This window comes from Burkholderia sp. AU44665 (assembly GCF_030504405.1).
Classification (GTDB): Bacteria; Pseudomonadota; Gammaproteobacteria; order Burkholderiales; family Burkholderiaceae; genus Burkholderia; species Burkholderia semiarida.
Map to the genome: position 1 here is coordinate 1 of NZ_JAUJRI010000031.1, position 24,432 is coordinate 24,432.

25 protein-coding genes and 1 pseudogene are annotated in these 24,432 nt (G+C 69.2%); 14 read left to right on the top strand and 12 right to left on the bottom strand.

Features of this window, described 5'->3' with window-relative positions:
* The 4 genes and pseudogenes from QZM15_RS31570 to fliE form a co-directional block, all read right to left on the bottom strand.
* Nucleotides 1–676, bottom strand: a pseudogene (locus tag QZM15_RS31570) (flagellar hook-length control protein FliK); the annotation flags it as partial.
* A 132-nt stretch (nucleotides 677–808) separates the two neighbouring features.
* Complete coding sequence (locus QZM15_RS31575; protein WP_059583960.1) at nucleotides 809–1,141, bottom strand: flagellar protein FliT; 333 nt, start codon at nucleotides 1,139–1,141, stop codon at nucleotides 809–811.
* Nucleotides 1,138–1,572: a flagellar export chaperone FliS gene (fliS, locus tag QZM15_RS31580; protein ID WP_059583963.1), complete on the bottom strand. Its 435-nt coding sequence runs from the start codon at nucleotides 1,570–1,572 to the stop codon at nucleotides 1,138–1,140. Before fliS ends, QZM15_RS31575 begins: the two co-directional genes overlap by 4 nt.
* A gap of 197 nt (nucleotides 1,573–1,769) precedes the next feature.
* On the bottom strand, nucleotides 1,770–2,114 hold the full coding sequence (fliE, locus tag QZM15_RS31585; protein WP_059583964.1) for a flagellar hook-basal body complex protein FliE: 345 nt from the start codon (nucleotides 2,112–2,114) through the stop codon (nucleotides 1,770–1,772).
* A 248-nt stretch (nucleotides 2,115–2,362) separates the two neighbouring features.
* Here fliE and fliF point away from each other — a divergent pair, with 248 nt between their 5' ends.
* Genes fliF through QZM15_RS31615 form a run of 6 tightly spaced genes read left to right on the top strand, consistent with a single transcriptional unit; the run spans nucleotide 2,363 to nucleotide 9,206 of the window.
* Nucleotides 2,363–4,132, top strand: coding sequence for a flagellar basal-body MS-ring/collar protein FliF (gene fliF / locus QZM15_RS31590; RefSeq protein ID WP_059583966.1), 1,770 nt, complete (start codon nucleotides 2,363–2,365; stop codon nucleotides 4,130–4,132).
* On the top strand, nucleotides 4,122–5,117 hold the full coding sequence (gene fliG, locus QZM15_RS31595; RefSeq protein WP_050014223.1) for a flagellar motor switch protein FliG: 996 nt from the start codon (nucleotides 4,122–4,124) through the stop codon (nucleotides 5,115–5,117). Before fliF ends, fliG begins: the two co-directional genes overlap by 11 nt.
* The gene (gene fliH / locus QZM15_RS31600) at nucleotides 5,110–5,793 is read left to right on the top strand and encodes a flagellar assembly protein FliH (RefSeq protein WP_059583968.1); all 684 of its coding nucleotides are present in this window, start codon (nucleotides 5,110–5,112) and stop codon (nucleotides 5,791–5,793) included. The genes fliG and fliH overlap by 8 nt, the downstream gene beginning before the upstream one ends.
* Nucleotides 5,787–7,331 (top strand): flagellar protein export ATPase FliI, encoded by a 1,545-nt coding sequence (gene fliI, locus QZM15_RS31605; RefSeq protein ID WP_302107879.1) that lies wholly within the window; start codon nucleotides 5,787–5,789, stop codon nucleotides 7,329–7,331. Before fliH ends, fliI begins: the two co-directional genes overlap by 7 nt.
* A gap of 5 nt (nucleotides 7,332–7,336) precedes the next feature.
* Nucleotides 7,337–7,795, top strand: a complete 459-nt coding sequence (gene fliJ, locus QZM15_RS31610; RefSeq protein WP_059583972.1) for a flagellar export protein FliJ — start codon at nucleotides 7,337–7,339, stop codon at nucleotides 7,793–7,795.
* A 31-nt stretch (nucleotides 7,796–7,826) separates the two neighbouring features.
* A complete protein-coding gene (locus QZM15_RS31615; protein WP_302107880.1) occupies nucleotides 7,827–9,206 on the top strand; it encodes a flagellar hook-length control protein FliK in 1,380 nt (459 codons plus the stop codon).
* A 29-nt stretch (nucleotides 9,207–9,235) separates the two neighbouring features.
* Here the strand turns inward: QZM15_RS31615 and QZM15_RS31620 are convergent, their stop codons facing one another.
* Nucleotides 9,236–10,876 carry a GMC family oxidoreductase gene (locus QZM15_RS31620; RefSeq protein ID WP_226234223.1) on the bottom strand — a complete coding sequence of 547 codons (1,641 nt, stop codon included), beginning with the start codon at nucleotides 10,874–10,876 and terminating at the stop codon, nucleotides 9,236–9,238.
* Nucleotides 10,877–11,343: 467 nt separating this feature from the next.
* On the opposite strand from QZM15_RS31620, the gene QZM15_RS31625 reads away from it, so the two are divergent.
* On the top strand, nucleotides 11,344–11,844 hold the full coding sequence (locus QZM15_RS31625) for a hypothetical protein (protein WP_302107881.1): 501 nt from the start codon (nucleotides 11,344–11,346) through the stop codon (nucleotides 11,842–11,844).
* Complete coding sequence (locus QZM15_RS31630) at nucleotides 11,841–13,283, top strand: coniferyl aldehyde dehydrogenase (protein ID WP_302107882.1); 1,443 nt, start codon at nucleotides 11,841–11,843, stop codon at nucleotides 13,281–13,283. Before QZM15_RS31625 ends, QZM15_RS31630 begins: the two co-directional genes overlap by 4 nt.
* A gap of 75 nt (nucleotides 13,284–13,358) precedes the next feature.
* On the opposite strand, the gene QZM15_RS31635 is transcribed toward QZM15_RS31630, so the two are convergent.
* A complete protein-coding gene (locus tag QZM15_RS31635; protein WP_124658838.1) occupies nucleotides 13,359–14,390 on the bottom strand; it encodes a serine/threonine protein kinase in 1,032 nt (343 codons plus the stop codon).
* A gap of 46 nt (nucleotides 14,391–14,436) precedes the next feature.
* Nucleotides 14,437–14,649, bottom strand: coding sequence for a hypothetical protein (locus QZM15_RS31640; RefSeq protein WP_006477514.1), 213 nt, complete (start codon nucleotides 14,647–14,649; stop codon nucleotides 14,437–14,439).
* Between the two features lie 806 nt (nucleotides 14,650–15,455).
* Here QZM15_RS31640 and QZM15_RS31645 point away from each other — a divergent pair.
* The gene (locus QZM15_RS31645; RefSeq protein WP_060966957.1) at nucleotides 15,456–16,343 is read left to right on the top strand and encodes a DMT family transporter; all 888 of its coding nucleotides are present in this window, start codon (nucleotides 15,456–15,458) and stop codon (nucleotides 16,341–16,343) included.
* Nucleotides 16,344–16,696: 353 nt separating this feature from the next.
* On the top strand, nucleotides 16,697–16,882 hold the full coding sequence (locus tag QZM15_RS31650; protein WP_006482800.1) for a hypothetical protein: 186 nt from the start codon (nucleotides 16,697–16,699) through the stop codon (nucleotides 16,880–16,882).
* 107 nt (nucleotides 16,883–16,989) lie between these two features.
* Here QZM15_RS31650 and mgrA read toward each other — a convergent pair whose 3' ends face one another.
* A complete protein-coding gene (mgrA, locus tag QZM15_RS31655) occupies nucleotides 16,990–18,033 on the bottom strand; it encodes an L-glyceraldehyde 3-phosphate reductase (protein ID WP_060312242.1) in 1,044 nt (347 codons plus the stop codon).
* Between the two features lie 193 nt (nucleotides 18,034–18,226).
* On the opposite strand from mgrA, the gene QZM15_RS31660 reads away from it, so the two are divergent.
* Nucleotides 18,227–18,433 (top strand): DUF3185 family protein, encoded by a 207-nt coding sequence (locus QZM15_RS31660; RefSeq protein ID WP_059583985.1) that lies wholly within the window; start codon nucleotides 18,227–18,229, stop codon nucleotides 18,431–18,433.
* Nucleotides 18,434–18,572: 139 nt separating this feature from the next.
* Here QZM15_RS31660 and QZM15_RS31665 read toward each other — a convergent pair whose 3' ends face one another.
* Complete coding sequence (locus QZM15_RS31665) at nucleotides 18,573–19,346, bottom strand: phytanoyl-CoA dioxygenase family protein (protein ID WP_302107883.1); 774 nt, start codon at nucleotides 19,344–19,346, stop codon at nucleotides 18,573–18,575.
* Between the two features lie 352 nt (nucleotides 19,347–19,698).
* On the opposite strand from QZM15_RS31665, the gene QZM15_RS31670 reads away from it, so the two are divergent.
* Nucleotides 19,699–20,040, top strand: coding sequence for a hypothetical protein (locus QZM15_RS31670; RefSeq protein ID WP_059583988.1), 342 nt, complete (start codon nucleotides 19,699–19,701; stop codon nucleotides 20,038–20,040).
* A gap of 111 nt (nucleotides 20,041–20,151) precedes the next feature.
* On the opposite strand, the gene metK is transcribed toward QZM15_RS31670, so the two are convergent.
* Nucleotides 20,152–21,339, bottom strand: coding sequence for a methionine adenosyltransferase (gene metK, locus QZM15_RS31675; protein ID WP_011546455.1), 1,188 nt, complete (start codon nucleotides 21,337–21,339; stop codon nucleotides 20,152–20,154).
* A 265-nt stretch (nucleotides 21,340–21,604) separates the two neighbouring features.
* Here metK and lpxL point away from each other — a divergent pair, with 265 nt between their 5' ends.
* On the top strand, nucleotides 21,605–22,489 hold the full coding sequence (gene lpxL / locus QZM15_RS31680; protein ID WP_059583990.1) for a lauroyl acyltransferase LpxL: 885 nt from the start codon (nucleotides 21,605–21,607) through the stop codon (nucleotides 22,487–22,489).
* Between the two features lie 30 nt (nucleotides 22,490–22,519).
* Here the strand turns inward: lpxL and QZM15_RS31685 are convergent, their stop codons facing one another.
* Both QZM15_RS31685 and QZM15_RS31690 read right to left on the bottom strand, forming a co-directional pair.
* Nucleotides 22,520–22,822, bottom strand: a complete 303-nt coding sequence (locus QZM15_RS31685; protein ID WP_302107884.1) for a HigA family addiction module antitoxin — start codon at nucleotides 22,820–22,822, stop codon at nucleotides 22,520–22,522.
* Between the two features lie 13 nt (nucleotides 22,823–22,835).
* Entirely contained in the window at nucleotides 22,836–23,114 is a 279-nt protein-coding gene (locus QZM15_RS31690) for a type II toxin-antitoxin system RelE/ParE family toxin (RefSeq protein ID WP_060312246.1), read from the bottom strand.
* Nucleotides 23,115–23,525: 411 nt separating this feature from the next.
* Here QZM15_RS31690 and dapF point away from each other — a divergent pair, with 411 nt between their 5' ends.
* Nucleotides 23,526–24,395, top strand: a complete 870-nt coding sequence (gene dapF / locus QZM15_RS31695) for a diaminopimelate epimerase (RefSeq protein ID WP_060312248.1) — start codon at nucleotides 23,526–23,528, stop codon at nucleotides 24,393–24,395.
* Nucleotides 24,396–24,432: the final 37 nt, after the last annotated feature.

Here is a 24,432-nt window from a genome sequence, read left to right on the forward strand (position 1 = left end):
GGGCCGGCGGTTGCGCGGTGGCCCGCGCGGCGGCGGGCAGCGGCGGGCGCGGTGCGAGCAATTCGTCGAGCACGTCGGTCGGCTCGCGCGGGACGGCTTCCGGGTCGGCCGGCGCGGGCGCGGTCGCGAGGCGCGCCTGCGGCTCGCGCATCAGTGCCGCGAGCGGCCGCTGGCCGGCCAGCCATTGCGCGAGATGGGATTCGTAGAAGAGGCCGCTTTCGCTCACGGCCTGCGCCAACGCCGCCCGCAACGCCGCGACCGGCGGCGGCGCGGCCGCATCGCGCGCCGCTGCCGTGGACGACGCTTCAGCGGAAGCCGGCGTGGAAGACGCAGCGGGACCGGACGCAGCCGGCGCGCGCGCCGGCACGGGCGTCTCGGTGAGCAGCACGGCGGGATCGGCGAGCAGCGGCAGCCGGCCGACGATCGCCGGCGTCGCGTCGCCGCCCGAGCGCGAGATCGCGTCGAGCACGCGCCCGACGTCGGACAGCGCGGTCTGCGTGGAAGCCGGCGGCGCGGCGCTCGGGCTGCCGGCCGGCGGCGGGGACGACGCGCCGGCGCCGGGCGTGCCGACCTGCGAGGCCGCGCCGCCGCCCGCCGGCGCCGCTACGGTGCCGGTCAGCAGGCTGTCGAGGCGGCTCGCCAGCAGCGCGGCCGCAACGGAGTCGATACCGGTCATGATCGAAGCCTGCCTATATCAGCCACATCGTTGCGAATCGGGGCGCGGCACGCCGGTGCCGCCCGCGGGACCGGCACGCGCCGCGTGCGGCGCCGGGCCCGGGCGCCCCGCACCCGCCTCCGGACCACGGCCCTACCCGCGCGCGCGGTACAGATCGGTCAATACCTGGGTCGAGCGCCGCGCCTCGAACAGCGCGGACAGCCGCGCGACGTCGGGACTCGCGAGATCGCGGATCGCGGCGTCGTCGGCCAGGATGCGACGGATCAGGTCGAGCTTGCGGCCGAGATCCGACTCGTCGAGCGCGACGCCCGGATCGGCCTCCTTCAACCCGTCGACGAGTTGCATGAATTCGGCCTGCAACTCCGGCAACGCGCTCCAGTCGGCGTCGCGCGCGGCGCACAGCATCCGGCCCGACACGGCGGCGAGCGCCTCGTAACGCGCGAAGTATTCGGCCTTGTGATTCATCGTGATGCTTCCGCTACCTGTTGCGCGGCCATCCGCGCGACTTCCGGGGCGATGCCCGTCCATGCTTCCTCGAGCGTCGCGAGCAGGCGGTCGACCTCGACCAGCATCGCGTCGCTCGCCTGCGTGTTCGCTTCGAGCAGGCGCCGGCCGATATACGCATACAGCGCATCGAGCCGGTCGGCGATCTGGCCGCCCGCGTCGCGGTTCAGCGACGCCTGCAGGCCGCTCTCGACGATCCGGATCGCCTTGCCGATCGCCTCGCCGCGCCCGGACACGTTGTCCTGCTGCAAATGCATGCGCGCCAGTGCGATCGCCTGCCGTGCGCCCTGGTACAGCATCGCGATCAGCCGGTGCGGGGAGGCGCCCATCACCCCCGTCTCGACGCCGACACGCGCGTACGCATTGGCTCCAGCGTGTCCTGGGGAAAACATGCGCTTCTCCTTGTTATTTGCGTTGGCTAGTCAGGAGCCGCGGCCGTGCGTTGCACGGGACGGCCTTCACCGGAGTTATCGGAAGGGATTTGAAAAGCTTTAGGTGCGCGGAGGCTGCCGTCGGGCAAGCGATGCCGGCCGCCCGCCTCACCCGGCAAGCCCCGAGCCGTCGCCGGACGGCCGTCCCCTGATGGCCGTCACACCGCCATCTGCATGATGTCGTTGTAAGCGCTCACCAACTTGTTGCGGACCTGGAGCCCGAACTGGAAGCCGATATTGGCCTTCTGCATGTCGACCATCACGTCGTTCAGCGAGATGTTCGGCGCGCCGACCTCGAACGCCTTCGCCTCGCCGAGCGCGTGCTGCTGGTCGCCGCTGATCTTGTCGAGCGATGCCTTCATCGCGCTCGCGAACGTGCCGGCCGTCGCCGCGCCCGCGCCGGCCAGCGCCGCCGTCGGGCTCGCGACGCCGCCGGACGCCTGCGCGGCCATCGACTGCATCTGTTGCAACACCGAACCGATTCCGCTGACGTTCGCAGTCATGCTGTCCCCAGACATAGAGAAGAGACCCGGACGCACCGGGCGACCCGCTGGCGCCGCACCACGCGCACCATGCCGGATCGCGACAAAGGATAGCAGCGCGGTGCGCGTCAAAGCCGCGAAAGTACGGGGGAAACCCCGCTCTTTTCGGTCGATCGGAGTGCGCCGCGGGTCCCGATAATCGCATCGTGTCATTGTCCGCCCGCTCGTCCGAGCGAGCTCAGTCGTCCCGCTCCGGAGAAACTCGACGCATGGATTCGCAGGCCAACTCGCTGATCAACCCAGACGCCCGCGCGGGCCTCAGCCCGGTGCCCGGCGCCGCCGCGGCCGCCGCGTTGCCGGGCGCGGGCGGCGCAGGCGCAGGCGCGGACTTCGGGCTTGGCGGCTTCGCGGAACGCATTCCCGGCATCTCGCGGATGAAGGGCAACCCGAAGCTGCCGTTCGTGATCGCCGTCGCGTTCGCGATCGCCGCGATCACCGCGCTCGTGCTATGGAGCCGGGCGCCCGACTACCGCGTGCTGTACAGCAACCTGTCGGACCGCGACGGCGGCGCGATCATCGCCGCGCTCCAGCAGGCAAACGTTCCCTACAAGTTCGCCGATGCCGGCGGCGCGATCCTCGTGCCGTCGAGCCAGGTGCACGAGACGCGCCTGAAGCTCGCCGCGATGGGGCTGCCCAAGGGCGGCTCGGTCGGCTTCGAGCTGATGGACAACCAGAAATTCGGCATCAGCCAGTTCGCCGAGCAGATCAACTACCAGCGCGCGCTCGAAGGCGAGCTGCAGCGCACCATCGAATCGATCAATGCCGTGCGCGGCGCGCGCGTGCATCTCGCGATTCCGAAGCCGTCGGTGTTCGTGCGCGACAAGGAAGCGCCGAGCGCGTCGGTGTTCGTCGACCTCTACCCGGGCCGCGTGCTCGACGAGGGCCAGGTGCAGGCGATCACGCGGATGGTGTCGTCCGGCGTGCCCGACATGCCGGCCAAGAACGTGACGATCGTCGACCAGGACGGCAACCTGCTGACCCAGACCGCATCCGCTTCCGGCCTCGACGCGAGCCAGCTCAAGTACGTGCAGCAGGTCGAGCACAACACGCAGAAGCGCATCGACGCGATCCTCGCGCCGATCTTCGGCGCCGGCAACGCGCGCTCGCAGGTCAGCGCGGATCTCGATTTCTCGAAGATCGAGCAGACCTCGGAAAGCTACGGCCCGAACGGCACGCCGCAGCAGGCCGCGATCCGCAGCCAGCAGACCAGCAGCGCGACCGAACTCGCGCAGGGCGGCGCGTCGGGCGTGCCGGGCGCGCTGTCGAACACGCCGCCGCAGCCGGCCTCCGCGCCGATCGTCGCCGGCAACGGCCAGAACGCGCCGCAGACCACGCCGGTCAGCGACCGCAAGGACCAGACGACCAACTACGAGCTCGACAAGACGATCCGCCATACCGAACAGCCGATGGGCAGCGTGAAGCGGCTGTCGGTGGCGGTCGTCGTCAACTACCAGCCGGTGGCCGACGCGAAGGGCCACGTGACGATGCAGCCGCTGCCGCCGGCGAAGCTCGCGCAGGTCGAACAGCTCGTGAAGGACGCGATGGGTTACGACGCGAAGCGCGGCGACTCGGTGAACGTCGTGAACAGCGCGTTCTCGACCGTGAGCGACCCGTACGCCGACCTGCCGTGGTGGCGCCAGCCCGACGTGATCGCGATGGCGAAGGAAGCCGCGAAGTGGCTCGGCATCGCGGCGGCCGCGGCGGCGCTCTACTTCATGTTCGTGCGCCCGGCGATGCGCCGCGCGTTCCCGCCGCCCGAGCCGGCCGCGCCGGCGCTCGCGGCGCCGGAGGACACGGTCGCGCTCGACGGCCTGCCCGCGCCGGAGAAGGCGGCGGAGGAAGCCGATCCGCTGCTGCTCGGCTTCGAAAACGAGAAGAACCGCTACGAACGCAACCTCGACTACGCGCGCACGATCGCCCGCCAGGATCCGAAGATCGTCGCCACCGTCGTGAAGAACTGGGTGTCCGATGAACGCTGAAGGCTTGACCAAGAGCGCGCTGCTGCTGATGTCGATCGGCGAGGAAGAGGCCGCGCAGGTATTCAAGTTCCTCGCGCCGCGCGAGGTTCAGAAGATCGGCGTGGCGATGGCCGCGCTGAAGAACGTCACGCGCGAGCAGGTCGAGGACGTGTTGCAGGAGTTCGTGAAGGAAGCCGAGCAGCACACCGCGCTGTCGCTCGATTCGAACGAGTACATCCGCTCGGTGCTGACGAAGGCGCTCGGCGAGGACAAGGCCGGCGTGCTGATCGACCGCATCCTGCAGGGCAGCGACACGAGCGGCATCGAGGGCCTCAAATGGATGGATTCGGCCGCAGTGGCCGAACTGATCAAGAACGAGCATCCGCAGATCATCGCGACGATCCTCGTGCACCTCGACCGCGACCAGGCGTCGGAAATCGCGTCGTGCTTCACCGAACGGCTGCGTAACGACGTGCTGCTGCGGATCGCGACGCTCGACGGCATCCAGCCGGCCGCGCTGCGCGAGCTCGACGACGTGCTCACCGGCCTGCTGTCCGGCAGCGACAACCTGAAGCGCAGCCCGATGGGCGGCATCCGCACCGCGGCCGAGATCCTGAACTTCATGACGAGCGTGCACGAGGAAGGCGTGCTCGAAAGCGTGCGCCAGTACGACGCCGATCTCGCGCAGAAGATCATCGACCAGATGTTCGTGTTCGAGAACCTGCTCGACCTCGAGGATCGCGCGATCCAGATGATCCTCAAGGAAGTCGAGTCGGAAACGCTGATCATCGCGCTCAAGGGCGCGCCGCCCGCGCTGCGCCAGAAGTTCCTCGCGAACATGTCGCAGCGCGCGGCCGAACTGCTCGCCGAGGATCTCGACGCGCGCGGCCCGGTACGCGTGTCCGACGTCGAGACGCAGCAGCGCCGCATCCTGCAGATCGTGCGCAACCTCGCCGAGAGCGGCGCGATCGCGATCGGCGGCAAGGCGGAAGACGCCTATGTCTGATTCGGCGAGCGATCGCGTGGGCACCCTTACCGCGTACCAGCGGTGGGAAATGGCGTCGTTCGACCCGCCGCCGCCCCCGCCGCCGCCCGACGACGCGGCGGCCGCTGCGGCCGCGCTCGCCGAGGAGTTGCAGCGCGTGCGCGACGCCGCGCACGCCGAAGGCCATGCGGCCGGCCACGTCGAAGGCCAGGCGCGCGGCTACCAGGCCGGTTTCGAACAGGGCCGCGAACAGGGTTTCGAGGCCGGCCAGGCCGAAGCGCGCGAACAGGCCGCGCAACTGGCGGCGCTCGCCGCGTCGTTTCGCGAAGCCGTCTCGGCCGTCGAACACGATCTCGCGTCCGACCTCGCGCAGCTCGCCCTCGACATCGCGCAGCAGGTCGTGCGCCAGCACGTGAAGCACGACCCGGCCGCGCTGGTCGCCGCCGTGCGCGACGTGCTCGCGGCCGAACCGGCGCTCGCCGGCGCGCCGCATCTCGCGGTGAATCCGGCCGACCTGCCCGTCGTCGAGGCGTATCTGCAGGACGACCTCGACACGCTCGGCTGGAACGTGCGCACCGACGCGTCGATCGAGCGCGGCGGCTGCCGCGCGCACGCCGCGACCGGCGAGGTCGACGCGACGCTGCCCACACGCTGGCAGCGCGTCGCCGCCGCGATCGGCAAGGTGAGCACGTGGTGACGCGCTCGCCCGACGCGCTCGCGCACGACGGCATGACGCCGCTCGAACGCGAGCTCGCGCTCGCGTCGTTCGGGCCGGCTGCCTCGCACGATCCCGCATTCGACGCCTCGCCGCACGCGGCATCCGAGGCCGCCGGCGCCGCCCCGCGCGCGCCGCACAATCCGCACCTCGCGCACTGGCGCACGCACCTGAACGGGCTCGCCGCGCGCAGCCACCGCGCGCTGCCGCTGCGGCCGTGCGGCCGCCTCACGCGCGCGGCCGGCCTCGTGCTCGAGGCGATCGGGCTGCGCCTGTCGGTCGGCGCCGAATGCACGATCGAACTGCCGCCCGGCAGCACGCTGCCGCACGCGCAAGCCGAAGTCGTCGGCTTCGCCGGCGACCGCCTGTTCCTGATGCCGACCACCGACGTCGCCGGCGTGCTGCCCGGCGCGCGCGTGTGGCCGCTCGAGGCCGCGCCCGTCGCCGATCCGCTCGCGGGCGCGAAGCGGCTGCCGGTCGGCTGGGAAATGCTCGGGCGCGTCGTCGACGCATCGGGCCGCCCGCTCGACGGCCTCGGCCCGCTCGCGTCGAAAGTCGATGCGCCGCTGTCGGCGCCGTCGATCAACCCGCTCGATCGCGAGCCGATCCACCATGTGCTCGACGTCGGCGTGCGCGCGATCAACGCGCTGCTCACCGTCGGCCGCGGCCAGCGGATGGGCCTGTTCGCCGGCTCCGGCGTCGGCAAGTCGGTGCTGCTCGGCACGATGGCGCGCTACACGAGCGCGGAAGTGATCGTGATCGGGCTGATCGGCGAACGCGGCCGCGAAGTGAAGGAATTCATCGAACAGATCCTCGGCGAGGACGGGCTCGCGCGCTCGGTCGTCGTCGCCGCGCCGGCCGACGTGTCGCCGCTGCTGCGGATGCAGGGCGCCGCGTACGCGACGTCGCTCGCCGAGTACTTCCGCGACCAGGGCAAGCACGTGCTGCTGCTGATGGATTCGCTGACGCGCTATGCGATGGCGCAGCGCGAGATCGCGCTGGCGATCGGCGAGCCGCCCGCGACGAAGGGCTATCCGCCGTCGGTGTTCGCGAAGCTGCCCGCGCTCGTCGAGCGCACCGGCAACGGGCCCGAAGGCGGCGGCTCGATCACCGCGTTCTACACGGTGCTGACCGAAGGCGACGACCAGCAGGACCCGATCGCCGATTCGGCGCGCGCGATCCTCGACGGCCACATCGTGCTGTCGCGCGCGCTCGCCGAGGCCGGCCACTATCCCGCGATCGACATCGAGGCGTCGATCAGCCGCGCGATGACCGCGCTGATCGACGAAACGCATCTCGATCACGTGCGGCAGTTCAAGCAGATGCTGTCGCGCTACCAGCGCAATCGCGACCTGATCGCGGTCGGCGCCTACGCACCCGGCCGCGACGCGCAGCTCGACCGCGCGATCGCGCTTTACCCGCGCATCGAGGCCTTCCTGCAGCAGGGCTTTCGCGAATGCGCGCCGTTCGCATCGAGCCTCACCGCGCTCGATGCGCTGTTCGACGCTTACGGAGGCTGATCCCGATGGCCCACGGCTTTCCCCTTCAGTTGCTGCTCGACCGTGCGCAGGAAGACCTCGACTCGGCCGCGAAGCAGCTCGGCACCGCGCAGCGCGACCGCACCGCGGCGGCCGAACAGCTCGACGCGCTGCTGCGCTACCGCGACGAATATCACGCGCGCTTCGCGCAATCCGCGCAGAGCGGGATGCCGGCCGGCAACTGGCGCAATTTCCAGGCGTTCATCGACACGCTCGATGCGGCGATCGCGCAGCAGCGCACCGTGCTCGCCGCGGCCGACGTCCGCATCGACGAGGCGCGCCCGAACTGGCAGCAGAAGAAACGGACCGTCGGCTCGTATGAAATCCTGCAGGCGCGCGGCGTCGCGCAGGAGGCGAAGCGCGACGCCCGGCGCGAACAGCGCGACGCCGACGAACATGCCGCGAAGATCCTGCGCATGCGGGCCGACGCGGCCCGCTCGTCGTAACCGACCACCGCCTTCGAACGAGAGAACCGTCATGCCTCCCCTGCCCCTGCTCGGCGCGCTGCTCGACACCGCCGGCGCCGCACTCAAGGCCACCCGCGGCCCGGGCGCGTCCGCCACTGCCAACGATGCGCCGGCTGCCGCGAGCGCCGTGCCGTTCGCGCAGACGCTGAAGCAAAGCGTCACCACGCGCGGCGACACGGCCAGCACCGGTACGCCGGACGTGCCGGCCAAACAGGCTGCGTCGAAGCCGGCCGCCGGTGCGAAGCCGTCCGGCACGGACGACGACGACGCAACCGACGCCACGGCCGCGAACGCCACCGCCACCGCCAACCCCGATGCAGCCGCGCTCGCGGCTGCCGCGGCCGTGCAGGCGCAACTGCAGGCGCGTCCGGACACCGCGACGCCGGCCGACGCGACGACCGCCGCCGCGGCGGCTGGCGCTGCCGCCGCGCAAAAGACGGCCGTGCCGGGGCAGCCGGACGCCGCGGCCACGCTCGCCGACCATGCGACCCAGGACGCAGCCGCCCTGCCAACCGACCCGGCATCGAGCCGCGACGCGCTGCAAGCGGCGCTCGCCAAGCTGACGGGTGGTGCGAACGCGATTGCGATGCCTGCGACCGGCACGAGCGCCGCCGCCACGCCGACGGCGCCGGCCGCGACCACGTCGAACGCCGCCGCGCCGCTCACGCCGAAAGTGCCGACCTTCGACCGTACGCTCGCCGACGCGAAAGGCGCGCTCGCCACCCAGCAGGCGCCGGCCCAGGTCACGCCGCAGACGCTGCAGGCCGACGCGAACGCGCAATCCGGCGCACAGCACGCGCTCGCGGCAGCCGGCAACGCAACCGACCCGGCCGCCAGCGCGACGCTCGCGGCAGGCGCGGCGGCCACCGCCGCCGCGCAGGCGAACCTGCAACTGTCGCCGGCCGCCGGTGCGATCGCCGCCGCCAACGCGCACGCGCTCGCGCCGCACGTCGGCACGGCCGACTGGACGGATGCGCTGAGCCAGAAGGTCGTGTTCCTGTCGAATGCGCACCAGCAGAGCGCCGAGCTGACGCTCAACCCGCCCGATCTCGGGCCGCTGCAGGTCGTACTGCGCGTCGCGGACAATCACGCGCACGCGCTGTTCGTGTCGCAGCACGCGCAGGTGCGCGACGCGGTCGAAGCCGCGCTGCCGAAGCTGCGCGAGGCGATGGAAGCGGGCGGGCTCGGGCTCGGCAGCGCGACCGTCAGCGACGGCGGCCTCGCGTCGCAGCAACAGCAGCAAAACCCGCAGCAGACCTTCGCCGGCGGCCAGCCGTCGCGACGCGGGAACAGCGGACCGTCAGCCGTCGATGCACCCGTCGACGCCGCGCGATCCGCACCGGTCGCCGCACCCGTGAGCCGCGCCGGCCTCGTCGATACGTTTGCCTGAGCATGGTCGCTGCCGTGCGCGCGCCGCGTCTAGCGACCGTGCACCGCCGCGGCCGCCTCGCCGCGCGGCACGCCGCCCTTGCGCGCCGCGGCGATGAAGTCCGCCGCGCGTTCGCCGATCATCACCGACGGCGCATTCGTGTTCCCGCCGACCAGCGTCGGCATCACCGACGCATCCACCACGCGCAATCCGTCGACGCCGCGCACACGCAGTTGCGGATCGACGACCGCGCGCGCATCCGAGCCCATCCGGCAGGTGCCGACCGGGTGATAGATCGTGTCCGCATGCGCGACGATCGTCGCGCGCAGCTCCGCTTCGCTCTGGTCCGGCCGCGTGTACAGCTCGCGCCCGCCCTGCGACGCCAGCGGCGCCTGCGACAGGATGCGGCGCATCGCCTGCGTGCCGCGCACCAGCAGGTCGAGGTCGCGTGAATCGCTGAAGAAGCGCGGATCGATCAGCGGCGCATCGCGCGCATCGCCGCTCGCGAGCGCGACCGTGCCGCGGCTGAACGGCCGCAGTGCGCACACGTGCAGCGAATAGCCGAAGCCCCAGTGCATCTTGCGGTTGTGATCGTCGACGAGCGCCGTGCAGAAATGCAGTTGCAGGTCGGGACGCTCGAGCGACGGGTCGCTCTTGATGAAGCCGCCGGCCTCCGCGACGTTGCTCGTCATCATCCCCGTGCGGCGCGAGAAATAGCGCACGAGCGCCGGCGTCATCTTCGCGATGCCGCGCAGGCACACGCCGACCAGCTCCGACGAATTCACGCGCGTGTTAATGATGAAGTCGATGTGGTCGATCAGGTTTGCGCCGACGTCCGGCGCATCGTGCACGACCGCGATCCCGTGCCGGCGCAACTGCTCGGCCGGGCCGATCCCCGAACACATCAGCAGTTGCGGCGAATTGAACGCGCCGGCCGACAGGATCACTTCCGCGCGCGCGCCGAGCGTCTCGACCCGCCCGTTGCGCGACACGACGACGCCGACCGCGCGCTTGCCGTCGAACCCGACGCGCAGCACCGTCGCATCGGTGATCACGTGCAGGTTCGGCCGGTTGCGGCCGTAGATATACGCGCGCGCCACGCTGCAGCGCGCGCCGTCGCGGTGCGTGACCTGATAGAAGCCGACGCCTTCCTGCGTCGCGCCGTTGAAGTCGTCGTTCAGCGGATAGCCGGCCGCATGCGCGGCCTGGATGAATCGTTCGGAGAACGGATTGCGAAAGCGCAGATCGGACACCGTGAGCGGGCCGTCCGCGCCGTGCCATGCATCCGCGCCGCGCTCGTTGCCTTCCGCGCGGCGGAAATACGGCAGCACGTCCTGCCAGCCCCAGCCCGTCGCGCCCAGTTGCGCCCACTCGTCGTAGTCGCCCGGGTGGCCGCGCGTATAGATCATCGCGTTGATCGCGCTCGAGCCGCCCATCCCGCGCCCGCGCGGCTGGTAACCGCGCCGCCCGCCGAGGCCCGGCTGCGGCACCGTCTCGTAGCCGTAGTTCGTGCCGAGCTTGAACGGCACCAGCGCCGCGATGCCGACCGGCATGTTGACGAGCAGGTTGCGCTCCGTATGCGAGCCGGCCTCGATCAGCGCGATCGTCGCATCGGGGCAGGCGTCGGCGAGACGGCCGGCAAGGCTCGCTCCGCCCGAACCACCGCCCACGATGATGTAGTCGTATTGCATGTCACGTCTCCGTCGTGTCATGGAGGGCGCCCGGCACTGCCGCGCGACCGTGTCTCCTCTTTGGAGGGTCTGTTTGCAGATGGAACACGCATGCGAATGCCCGAAATCGCTCGTAGGGCAAGGAGCGCCGAGCGACGCCGCCATACGCCCCGAAGGAAGTCCCCTTGGGGGACGGGCGATTTCGGGCATTCCCGTGACATGATTTTTTTAATTTGGAGTTGCCACGAGAACGGCCGCTCGCGAGGCGCGCGACGCCGCGAGCGGCCGTTCTCGTGGCAACGCATGCGTGTTCCATCTGCAAACAGACCCTCGGCGCATTGTAGGAATGGCCGTCCCGTGCGCGGCGCGCCGATTCAAGAGCGATTCCTCTAAACGCCCGCGTGAACTAAATTTAAGATGTGTCGATGCGCTTCGCGCGATGCACCGGCCACGAGAAGCCGATTCGTCGCGAAACGGGAGGAATGACGATGCAGCGCCAGATCCTGCAGGCCGCGTGCCGACCGGGTGATCCAGAGGTCAAGCGCGCGGCCCGCATTTCATTTCAAACGGCGGCCCGCGCGACGCTGCGCGGCGTGATGCGCGTCCTCGGTCGAAATCGAACGGCGCGTGTCGTCGCCGACCGTTTGGACGGTGTCTCGGCGCCGTCGCACGATGCGCGGCGACACGCCGTCACGGCCCCGTCGCGCGACGCTGCCGCGGTGCACCGGCATACGCTCGCAAGACGGCGTCGCGTGCCCGCGCGTCACCGCATCGGGCCGTGCGCGCGTGCCGTGCGGCACGACTTTCGGACACGGACACCGTCGCGCGGATACGACGCCGGCCGCATGCATCAACCGGTTTTCGAGCACCCGTCGCATCCGGCCCCGTGCCGCGCGACCCGCATCACCCGATCCGCGTCGCCGCGCTCGCCGAGCGTGCGGCGTGACGGCCGGCCGACCAGCCCGGCCCAACTGGAGGAGACGACATGAAGAACGACCTGCCCGAACTGGCTCCGCAAGCACGCCCGTCGGTCGATGCGCTGACGTCGCTGCTGCACGACCAGCGCGCGGCGTACCTGCGCGCACCGTACCCGGCGTGGGACACGCGTGCGCAGCACCTGCGCGCGCTGCGCACGATGCTGATCGACCATGCGGATGCGCTCGCCGACGCGATCAGCGCCGATTTCGGCCATCGCGCGAAGCAGGAAGTGCTGCTGTCGGAAATCTGGATGGCGAAGGAAGAGATCGACGACGCGCTGAAGCACGGCAAGCGCTGGATGAAGCCGATCCGCAAGCCGATGAACAAATGGCTGCGCCCGGCGCGCGCGAAGGTCGTGCCGCAGCCGCTCGGCGTGGTCGGCATCGTCGTGCCGTGGAACTACCCGGTGCTGCTCGCGGCCGGCCCGCTGATCTGCGCGCTCGCCGCCGGCAACCGCGCGATCATCAAGATGTCCGAACTGACGCCGCGCACGTCGGCGCTGTTCGAGCAGCTCATCGGCAAGACCTTCACGCGCGACCACGTCGCGGTCGTCAACGGCGACGCGGAGGTCGGCGCCGCATTCAGCGCGCTGCCGTTCGACCATCTGCTGTTCACCGGCTCCACGCAGGTCGGCCGCCACGTGATGCGCGCGGCCGCCGACAACCTCACGCCCGTCACGCTCGAGCTCGGCGGCAAGTCGCCGGCGATCATCGGCCCGAATGCGCGCTTCGACGCGGCCGTCGACGCGATCGTCGCCGGCAAGACGCTGAACGCCGGCCAGACCTGCATCGCGCCCGACTACGTGCTGCTGCCGCGCGGGATGGAAGGCGCGTTCATCGAACGCGCGCGAACCCGCTTCGCGAAGCTGTATCCGGACCTGTCGGCCAACGGCGACTACACGACGATCGTGTCGCCGCGCCACTACGCGCGTCTGCAGCAACTCGCGAACGACGCGCAGGCGGGCGGCGCGCAGTTGCATCCGCTGTCCGACGCGCAGTCCGATCCCGTGTCGCGCCGCTTCGTGCCGTGCGCGCTCACGCGGGTGCCGGCCGCGTCGCAACTGATGCAGGAGGAAATCTTCGGGCCGCTGCTGCCGCTCGTGCCGTACGAACGGCTCGACGAAGCGATCGCATACGTCAATGCGCGCCCGCGTCCGCTCGCGCTGTACCTGTTCGACGAGGATGGCGGCACGGTCGACCGCGTGATGCACGAAACGATCTCCGGCGGCGTAACGGTCAACGAAACGCTGATGCACATCGCGTGCGGCAGTTTGCCGTTCGGCGGCGTCGGCGCGAGCGGCATGGGCGCGTATCACGGCTACGACGGCTTCGTGACGTTCTCGAAGATGAAGCCCGTGCTCACGCAGGCGCGGCTGAACGCGCGCAACCTGCTCGCGCCGCCGTACGGCAAGCGCTTCGCCGCGCTGATCAAGCTGATGCTGAAGTTCTGAGGTAGACGGGCCGCGCGCGTCGCGCCGCGGCCCTTGCCGCACGGCATGGGATGCCGCGCACGCAGCCGTCGTCCATCACACGGGCCAGAGCGGCCCTTCCTGCATCGCGCCGATCTGCTCGCGCAATTCGAGCACGCGCGCTTCCCAGTAACGATGCGTGTTGAACCACGGGAACGCGGCCGGAAACGCCGGGTCGTCCCAGCGCCGCGCGAGCCACGCCGCGTAGTGGATCAGCCGCAGCGTCCGCAGCGCTTCGACCAGATGCAGCTCGCGCGGCTCGAATTCGCAGAAATCCTCGTAGCCGGCGAGCAGGTCCGCCAGCGCGCGCGACGCGCCTTCGCGATCGCCCGGCAGCAGCAGCCACAGATCCTGGACGGCCGGCGCCATCCGGCTGTCGTCGAAGTCGACGAAATGCGGGCCGGCATCGGTCCACAGCACGTTGCTCGGATGACAGTCGCCGTGCGTGCGCAGCAGGCGGATCTCGCCCGCGCGCTCGAACGCGGCCTCGACGCCTTCGAGCGCGAGTGCGACCGCGGTCTCGTACGCCGGCCTTACGTCATCCGGAATGAAATCGTGCGCGAGCAGGTAGTCGCGCGGCTCGTAGCCGAACGTACCGATGTCGAGCACGGGACGCGCGGCATACGGCTGCGTCGCGCCGACCGCATGAATGCGGCCGATGAAGCGGCCGAGCCATTCGAGCGTGTCGCTGCGGTCGAGATCGGGTGCGCGGCCGCCGCGCCGCTCGAAGATCGAGAAGCGGAAGCCGTCGAACGCGTGCAGCGTGCGGCCGTCGAAGGCTCGCGCGGGCACCGCCGGAATCTCGCGCGCGGCGAGTTCGGCGACGAACGCATGCTCTTCGAGGATCGCGTCGTCCGACCAGCGCGCCGGGCGATAGAACTTCGCGACGACCGGCGGGCCGTCTTCGATACCGACCTGGTAGACCCGGTTTTCGTAGCTGTTGAGGGCGAGCAGGCGCCCGTCGGTGCGCAGGCCGGCCGGCATCAGCACGCTGTCGAGCGCGTCGAGCACGCACTCGGGCGTGAGGCCGGCGAACGGCGGGCTGGCGGGAGAAGCGGGAGCGGAAGTGGTGTCGGTCATGCCCCGCATTGTGCCGCTAGCCGGACCGAAAGACGAGCGTCCGGTACGAGCGTCCTTAGTGAAGCGCCGCGCCGGCCGGCAAGACGGATTCGCCGGTGTCGATCAGGTCCTCGAGAAAGAACGGCTCGGTGTTGAGTTCTTTCGACTCACCCGGCACGCCCGCGTACCAGGTCACCATGGCCATGTCGCCCAGGATGCGCTGGACGATGCCGCGCGCGCCCTTCGGCACCGCGATATGGGTAGTGCAGACGATCGACCCGATATGCATGATGGTTCCCCACTCTTGAATCTTGAAACCCGGCCCGCTGGCGAGCCGGCAAATGCACGATCCGCGCCGCTCTCGGCGGAGCGTTGCGCGTGATCCCATTGTTCACGGTTTATCGAAGCGCGAAAAGAAGAAGAAGCGGGCGAAGTGCCGCGAATTCGTCGAATGTCTCCAATCAACCACTGCGCCGGGCACGCACTTGCCCGCCCGGTTACCCCCATCATACCCTGTCGAATGCGGCTGCCTACCGAAACCGTCCGGCGCCGCCGCGCACGCGCGATCGACGCAACGCGCGTCCCGTTTCGCTTGCGCCGCGCGGGATCGTCGGAACACGCCCGCGATCGGCGCTGACATCACCTCGCGCGCGTCGCTTGCCGATCGCCTTCTTCCGGTCGTCGAAAGCTTGCATGCGCATCGGCCAGCGAGCCGGCGCCGTCTTGCATCGCCCCACCCGCGATGCGCCGCCGCCGACAGCAGTTGCGTTCGACGGCTGCCTTGCGGTACCTTTGGCTTTCATTCGCGTTCAATCGCATTCCGACACGATGCATCCGCTCACGTCCGCCCGCGCAACATCCCGGCCGCAGTTCGACTCGCGGCCGCGGGCGTGCGTGCATCCGTCGGTCCTTCCTCCTCCTGTCGCACCGCCGCGCGTCTGCGCCGCGCCGCCCCCGCCGGCGGCACGCGCCGGCTGACTCGCCGGCTTCTTCGTCTTCCGTTCGCCCCGTTGTCTGCACGTGCGTGCGTCATGACGCACGGCACGTTGCCGCGCGCGGATGGAACGTTTCGATCCGTTCGACAGGTGGATTCACATGGTTTCGTTCAAACGCGCGCTTGCCGCGCATGGCGCGACGTCGCTCTTCGTACTGCTGTGGAGCAGCGGCGCGATCTTCGCTGAACTCGGTTTGCGGCACGCCTCCGCGTTCGCCTTTCTCACTGCCCGTTTCGCGCTCGCCTCATTCGTGCTGCTCGTGCTGGCCTTCATGCGCAAACGCTGGCTGCCGCCGCGCGGCGAGCGGCGCATGGCCGCGCTGACCGGATTGCTGATGATGGGCGGCTATTCGATCTTCTATCTGCTCGCGCTCGAGCGCGGCATCGCGCCCGGCGTGCTCGCGACGATCCTCGGCGTGCAGCCGATCCTCACGCTCGCGATCGTCGAGCGGCGCTGGCAGCCGGCGCGCATCGCGGGGCTCGCGCTGTCGCTCGCGGGCCTCGCGCTCGTCGTCGGTCGCGGCGTGAGCGGCGGGACGGGCGGCCTGTCGGCGGCCGGCATCGCGTGCGCGCTCACGGCGCTCGTCGCGCTGACCGTCGGCTCGTTGCTGCAAAAGCGCGTGCGCGCGGCGCCCGCCGACGTGCTGCCGATGCAGAACGCGATCGGCCTCGCGCTGTGCGTCGCGATCGTGCCGTTCCGGCCGGTGTCGTTCGAGCTGAACTGGGCGTTCGTCGTGCCGCTGCTGTGGCTCGGCATCGTGATTTCGGTGATCGCGCAACTGCTGTTCTACCGATTGATGCAGCGCGGCGATCTCGTGAACGTGACGAGCCTGTTCTATCTCGTGCCGGTCGTCACCACGCTGATGGATGCCGCGTGGCTCGGCAACCGGCCCGAGCCGCTCGCGCTCGCCGGCATGGGCGCGATCATCGCCGGGCTCGCGCTCGTGTTCCGCGCGCCGGCCGGCCGCCCGCAATCCGACCGCGCGTGAGCGGGCCGGCCGCCGCGCCCGCGGGTGCGGCGGCCCGTATCGGACACATACGACGATTCCGCGAAAATCGAAAGGAACGGGAAAGATGCGTGCAAGGCGATCGTCTTGTTCGCACGGAAAATGCGGGATTCCCGGGGCTTTCCGCTGATTTTTAATGGTTCGGATAGCGAAAAACGCCGCCGGTTGCCTATACTCGAATGGACCGGCCTGCTCGTAACGGGCCGGACCAACTAGAAACACCCGGCATGGGGCCGGGGTGAGCGCACGCGTGCCGGCTCGGCCGATATCCCGCGGGGATGGAGCCGCCCAGGCACGCACTGAAGCGCTCACCTCGGCCGACACTGGAGACACGCATGACGACCTACTTCACGATCGGCGACTTCATCCTGTTGATTCCGATGGCGCTGGCCGGAGCGCTATTTCTCGGCGCGGTGCCGTGCGCCACCCAGTTCCGTCACAACCTGCTGCGCGTACTCGGCGTCATTCTCGGCGTCGGCGTCGCGGTATTGCTCGTTGAAGGCCTGCCCGCGCTGATCTAGCGCCACCGCCGTGCGCGACACACCTCGCTGCACGGCAGCGACGTGACGCACTGCCTGCGCGTCGACGATACGGCGCGCGATGTTTCGCATGCCGTATCGACTTCCGGTCAGATCGCCTGATCGGTGGACGGCTTTTCCCACAGATTGATGCCGCCTTCCGTCGCGTAGCGATCGATCTCCGCGAGCTCCTCTGCGGAGAATTCGAGGTTCTTCAACGCGCCGACGTTCTCGCGCACCTGCTCCGCCCGGCTCGCGCCGATCAGCGCGGACGTCACGCGGCCGTCACGCAGCACCCACGCCAGCGCCATCTGCGCGAGGCTCTGCCCGCGCCGTTCGGCGATCGCGTTGAGCTTGCGTACATGCTCGAGGTTGTCCGCGCTCAGGTGCTCCTGCTTCAGCGAGCCGCCACCCGGCTTGTTCACGCGCGCGTCGGCCGGCACGCCGTTCAGGTACTTCGACGTGAGCAAGCCCTGCGCGAGCGGCGTGAACGCGATGCTGCCCGCGCCGACGTCGTCGAGCGTGCCGAGCAGGTCGCGCTCGATCCAGCGGTTCAGCAGGTTGTACGACGGCTGGTGAATCAGCAGCGGCACCTTGTACTGCGCGAGCAGGTCGGCCATCTCGCGCGTCTTCGCGGCCGAGTACGACGAGATGCCGATGTAGAGCGCCTTGCCCTGCTGCACGGCCGAGGCCAGCGCGCCCGCCGTTTCCTCGAGCGGCGTATGCGCGTCGAAACGGTGCGAATAGAAGATGTCGACGTAGTCGAGCCCCATCCGCTGCAGGCTCTGATCGAGGCTCGCGAGCACGTACTTGCGCGAGCCGCCACCGCTGCCGTACGGGCCCGGCCACATGTCCCAGCCGGCCTTCGTCGAGATCAGCAGCTCGTCGCGATACGGCCGGAAATCCTCCTTCAGCAGCCGGCCGAAGTTGGTTTCGGCGCTGCCGTACGGCGGCCCGTAGTTGTTCGCGAGGTCGAAATGGTTGATGCCGAGATCGAACGCGGTGCGCAGGATCTCGCGCTGCGTCGAGATCGGCGTCGAATCGCCGAAGTTGTGCCACAGGCCGAGCGACAGGGCGGGCAGTTTGAGCCCGGATTTGCCGCAGGTACGGTATTGCATGTCGGCATAACGTTCGGAAGCTGCTTCGTAGGCCATGAGTCTGTTCCGTCAGGACATCGGGGGAAGGGACGCGCGCCGGCCGCGCCGATGGCGCGACGGCGGCGAAGGAGTCATACGACGACTATGGTAGCGAAAGCGGCCGAATCGCGCACGGCGGCACGGCGATGGACGCGACCGCGGCGCTCGCCTACACTGCGGCGTCTCGAATCACCGTTTCAGCGAGGTTGGTATGTCCCGGGTCATCTCGGTTGCACTGCTCGTCGGCGGCATCGTGCTGCTGTATTTCGGCGGCCAGTCGTTCCATTCGATCAACGACAACGTGTCGCGCTTCTTCACCGGCTCGCCCGCGACGAAGACGATCCTGCTGATCGTCGGCGGCGCCGTCGCGTCGTTCATCGGCCTGATCGGCCTCGCGATGCCGGGCGGCAAGCGCTGATCGCGACGCATCCGCGGCTCGCGTCACGCGCGGGGGCCGCGCCAAACGAAACGGGCGGCCAGGCCGCCCGTCGTTTCATCCGCCCGCGATGCGCCGCATCGCGTGGCCGCGGCGGCTTCACCGGCCGCCAGATCCGCGCCTAGAACTGCACTTCCGGCTTCGACTCCGAGCGCGTGCCGGGCACCGGCCGGTTGCTTGCACCGTGGTACGTGTACACGAGCGAGAACTTCACCTGGTCGGAACGGTTCTGCCCGGCCGAATGCAGCGTGTTGCAGTGGAAGAACACGACGTCGCCCGTCTGCAGCGACGGGCACGTGGCCGCGTCGATCATCCTGCGATTTTCCGGCAGATCGCCGCGGAAGAACTTCGCGTCATCGAACGCTTCCGGCCCGAATTCGGCCGTATGCGAGCCGGGCACCAGCCACAACGCGCCGTTCTCGTTGGTTTCCGGCCCGAGCGCGAGCCACACCGACACCATGTCCGGGCGCTCGAACGCCCAGTAGCGGAAATCGCGATGCCAGCCGGTCAGGCTGCCGTACGCCGGGTGCTTCGTCATCATGCAGTTGTGATGCGCGCGCGACAGCACGGGTTGCTCACCGAAATACTCGCGCATCCACGCGCCGATTTCGGGCGCGATCGCACGCTCGGCGAATGCCGGATCGCGCGCGTACGCATCGAGCAGGCGCCGCACCGTATGCCCGCCCGGCGCATGCTTCGATTCGGGCGCGCCCGGGTAGCGCAGGTCGGCCTCGAATTCGATCGGCTCGGCGGCCTCCCGCAACTGGCGCTCCGCGATCTGCCTGAGCGTCGCGCACTGCGCTTCGCCGACGAGGCCGCGCGCGACGACGAAGCCGCGCTCGCGCAATTCCGCGACTTGCGCGCGGATCGATTCCGACTGCAATGGAGACGACATGGGATGCCAGACGTTTATTGTGTGAATGTGACGATTGTAAATCGGCGCCGGATACCGCGAACAGCGCCATTGTCGTGCGCAGGGGCATGCCAATCGCGGATTTGATCCAGCGCAAGGGAACTGTGCGGCGCGGCACCTGCCTGAGCGACAGGCGGTATGCGGCACACGCGTTGCGGCACAAGGGTTTATCGCGACTTTTGCCCGTCACGAATCCCCTGTAGCCTGACGCGGCCTGTCAATTCTGGCGGGCGCGGCGCGCAACGGGTTTCGGTAAGATCCGTTGCGTCCTCCGAGGCCGTTCATACCAGTGCGCTTTGCAGGGCGCCATCCATACAAGCGAAGCATCGTTCACATGCCATTCCGTCTGACTTCCCGTTTCAACCGCGCCGCGAAGCGCGTCGTGCCGTCCGCTCCCGCCCGCCCGCTGCGCCACCACCGCGCACGCACGCAGGCGCTGGCCGAACGTACGCACCCGCACAGCCGGCTGGACGGCATCCGTGCGTGGTTTCACGCGTTTTTCTCGATGATGAGCACGCAGGCGTTCGCGCGCCGCGCCGGCCTGCGCTCGCTGCTGCAGAAGCCGTCGTCGCTGCGCGCGCTCGCGCTGCGCCGCAAGCTCGGCCCGCAGCGCCGCATCAACCGCCCGCGTCGCCTCGCGGCCAGCAACGGCTGGTTCGGGTTCGGCGCGCGCTGAGAATGTACCCGGCGGGTGTCGTCCGCCCCGATCGGCCGCCACTGCTTCGGCGATCGAACCCATAAAAAAACCCCGGCTTGGCCGGGGTTTTTCATTTCAGGCGAACGACGTTCACGCGACGCGTGCGGTCGGCTCCACGCCGGCCGCTTCGGCCAGCGCGAGCGCCTTGTCGGTCGCTTCCCACGAGAACTCCGGCTCTTCGCGGCCGAAGTGACCGTAAGCCGCGGTCTTCTCGTAGATCGGGCGCAGCAGGTCGAGCATCTTGATGATGCCCTTCGGACGCAGGTCGAAATGCTCGCGCACGAGCTTCGTGATCACCGCATCCGACACGCGGCCCGTGCCGAACGTGTTGACCATCACCGAGGTCGGCTCGGCCACGCCGATCGCGTACGACACCTGGATCAGCGCGCGCGACGCGAGGCCCGCGGCGACGATGTTCTTCGCGACGTAGCGGCCCGCATACGCGGCCGAACGGTCGACCTTCGACGGATCCTTGCCCGAGAACGCGCCGCCGCCGTGCGGTGCGGCGCCGCCGTAGGTGTCGACGATGATCTTGCGGCCCGTCAGCCCGCAATCGCCCTGCGGGCCGCCGATCACGAACCGGCCGGTCGGGTTCACGAGGAACTTGATGTCGCCCTTGATCAGTTCGGCCGGCAGCGTCGGCTTGATGATTTCCTCGATCACCGCTTCGCGCAGCGCGGGCAGCTCGATGTCCGGTGCGTGCTGCGTGGACAGCACGACGGTGTCGATCGAATCGGGCTTGCCGTCGACGTAGCGGACGGTGACCTGCGACTTCGCGTCCGGACGCAGCCATTGCAGGCGACCGTCGCGGCGCAGGCTGGCCTGGCGCTCGACGAGGCGGTGCGACAGATAGATCGGCAGCGGCATCAGTTCCGGCGTTTCGTCGCACGCATAGCCGAACATCAGGCCCTGGTCGCCCGCGCCTTGATCGAGGTTGTCGTCGTGTGCACGATCGACGCCCTGCGCGATGTCCGGCGATTGCTTGTCGTACGCGACGAGCACCGCGCAACCCTTGTAGTCGATGCCGTAGTCGGTGTTGTCGTAGCCGATGCGCTTGATCGTATCGCGCGCGATCTGGATGTAATCGATGTTGGCCGTCGTGGTGATTTCACCGGCCAGCACGACGAGACCCGTGTTGCACAGCGTTTCCGCCGCGACGCGGGAGTATTTGTCCTGCTCGAGGATGGCGTCGAGAATCGCGTCCGAGATTTGGTCCGCGACCTTGTCCGGATGGCCTTCGGAGACGGATTCGGACGTGAAGAGATAATCGTTTGCCACTTTTTCAGGCTCCTGTGTGGTTACGGTTGGTTTCACGTAGCCAGCTTCGTTGGGCCTGAAGCGGCGACGCTTTAGCGGATTACCAGGACCGGGCAGCGTGTGTCGCGCCAGCCGGCTTCGCCCCGCAAGTTGTCAGTTAACTCGGCGAAGCCCGTATTATAGCGGCTTTCCTGAATTGTCACAGAGCGCCGCCCGTGCTGCATCTTCCGCTGTCTTACCACCCTGTTCGCAACGTGCCGGCCAGCCGGCCCCACGGAGATTCCGCATGCTAGGCCGCCTCGGCACGCACCTCGCCATCGGCTTGCTGAAGCTGCTCGCGCTACTGCCGTACGGTCTGACCGCACGGTTCGGCGATGGCCTCGGCTGGCTGCTGTATCAGATCCCCAGCCGGCGAAAGCGCATCGTACATACGAATCTGAAACTCTGCTTCCCCGACTGGAGCGACGAGCGGCGCGAGGACGTGGCGGGCCGGCATTTCCGCCATGCGATCCGCAGCTACGTCGAGCGCAGCGTGCAGTGGTTCGGCTCGGAGAAGAAGCTCGCGAAGCTGATCCAGGTCGACAGCGCGGTCGATCTCACCGATCCGGACCTGCCGCCGACGCTGTTCCTCGGCCTGCACTTCGTCGGCATCGAAGCCGGTTCGATCTGGCTGAACCGGTCGCTGCACCGCCGCTGCGGATCGCTGTACCAGCCGTTCTCGAACGCGGTGCTCGAGGAGGAGGCGAAGAAGGCGCGCGGGCGCTTCGACGCCGAGATGGTCGGCCGCGCGGACAGCGCGCGCGTCGTGCTGCGCTGGCTGCGCGACCGCAAGCCGGTGATGCTCGGCGCCGACATGGACTACGGGCTGCGCAACTCGACGTTCGTCCCGTTCTTCGGCGTGCCGGCGTGCACGCTGACGGCCGTCGGCCGGCTCGCGAAGACGGGCCGTGCGCAGGTCGTGCCGTTCATCGGCGAGGTGTTGCCGAACTACAAGGGCTACCGTCTGAAGGTATTCAAGCCGTGGGATCACTACCCGACCGGCGACGACGATCTCGACGCGCGGCGGATGAACGCGTTCCTCGAGGAGCAGATTCCGCTGATGCCCGAGCAGTACTACTGGGTGCACAAGCGCTTCAAGACGCGACCGCCCGGCGAACCGAGCCTGTACTGAGCCTGCCGCGAGAGACGCGCGGGCGCGCCGTCATGGCCGCGCCTGCGCCCTCGCCACCTTCGGCGCGCCTTTTTCGCGCGCCTGCCAAAGATCGTAGGCCGACTGCTGCGCGAGCCACAGATCGGCCCTTCCCCCGTTTTCCTCGCCGAGCCACGCTTCGAGGCGCAACGCCATTTCCGGCGAGATGCCGGCATGGCCGTGCAGGATCCGCGACAGTGCGGCACGCGTCACGCCGAGTTGCGACGCGGCCTCGGTGACGGTCAGGCCGAGCGCCGGCAGCACGTCGTCGCGCAGCGTTTCGCCCGGATGGGGCGGATTGAAGATGCGGGTCATGGCTTGAATCACCTTAGTGGTAGTCCTGGTAATCGACCAGAACGACGTCGGGGCCGTCGAATCGGAACGTCAGCCGCCAGTTGCCGTTGACGCCGACTGCGTAATGTCCGCCCAGCGCGCCGGCGAGGCCGTGAAAACGCCAGCCGGGCACATTCATGTCGTGCGGCGCGCCTGCGACGTCGAGACGCGCCAGCATGCGCCGCAGCCTGGGCGCATGATCGGGCCGAATGCCCGCCTTGCTCCCGGTGACGAAAAACGCTTCCAGTCCCTTGTGTACCCATGACTTGATCATGGACCTCCCACACTCGAGCGCGACGTCGACAGCATGGCCCGAATGTGTATAGCCAAACTATACGAATCACTTGATTTCCTCGTCAATCTGACCAGTACGAAAACGTTCGTCCGGGTCACCTCACACCTTCGTCGTGCGTGCGAGCACGCATCGCCGGTCCCGCCACCGTTGCGCGCGCCACACCACGCCCATTTGTCTCCTCGCCACGTACCCGACCAGTCGGCCCATCGACATATGCCGCCCACCCGGTCCGCAGGCGCGACCCGGAGCACCGTCCCCGCGCAGGACGCCCCTGTCGGCTGCATGTATCATTTGCGGTTGAGATCGGCACGACGAACGAGGCCGCCCGGCATGGCAGCCGGCCGTCCGTGTCGTGCCGACCGCCTTGTTCGCCATGGAATTCCGGACCCAGTGAAACTCTCGTTCACCAAGATGCACGGCGCGGGCAACGACTTCGTCGTGCTCGACGGCTATTCGCGCGCGCTGCCGCCGCTCACCGAAGCGCAGGTGCGCGCGCTCGCCAACCGCCACTTCGGTATCGGCGCCGATCAGTTGCTGCTCGTCGAGAAACCGACCGTCGACGGCGCGGATTTCAAGTACCGGATCTTCAATTGCGACGGCGGCGAGGTCGAGCACTGCGGCAACGGCGCACGCTGCTTCGTGAAGTTCGTCAGCGACCGCGGCCTGACCGACAAGCGCAGCGTGCGCGTGCAGGTCATGAAGGGCCTGATCACGCTGACGCTGCAGGAGAACGGCGAAGTCGTCGTCGACATGGGCGCGCCCGTGTTCGCGCCCGCGCAAGTGCCGTTCGAGGCGTCGGGCCTCGACGGCCGCAAGGAAGGCAACGACACGCTGTGGCCGCTCGACGTCGGCGGCGCGACGCGCTGGATCTCGACGGTGTCGATGGGCAATCCGCACGCGGTGCAGGTCGTCGACGACGTCGAAGCGTATCCGGTGCTGGAAGAAGGCCCGCTGATCGAGCGCCATGCGCGCTTCCCGCAGCGCGTGAACGCCGGTTTCATGCAGATCGTGTCGCGCCACGAGGTGAAGCTGCGCGTGTACGAACGCGGCGCGGGCGAGACGCTCGCGTGCGGCACCGGCGCGTGCGCGGCGGTCGCGGCCGGTATCCGGCGCGGCCTGCTCGATTCGCCCGTGACCGTGCACACGCACGGCGGCACGCTGACGATCGGCTGGGACGGCGCGCGCGACGAAACCGCCGCGCTGATGATGGCCGGCCCCGCCACGACCGTGTTCGAAGGCGAGATCGACCTGAACGCCTGACCCTGCAACGTCCCTGATAACTGAACGCTCCAGCCAC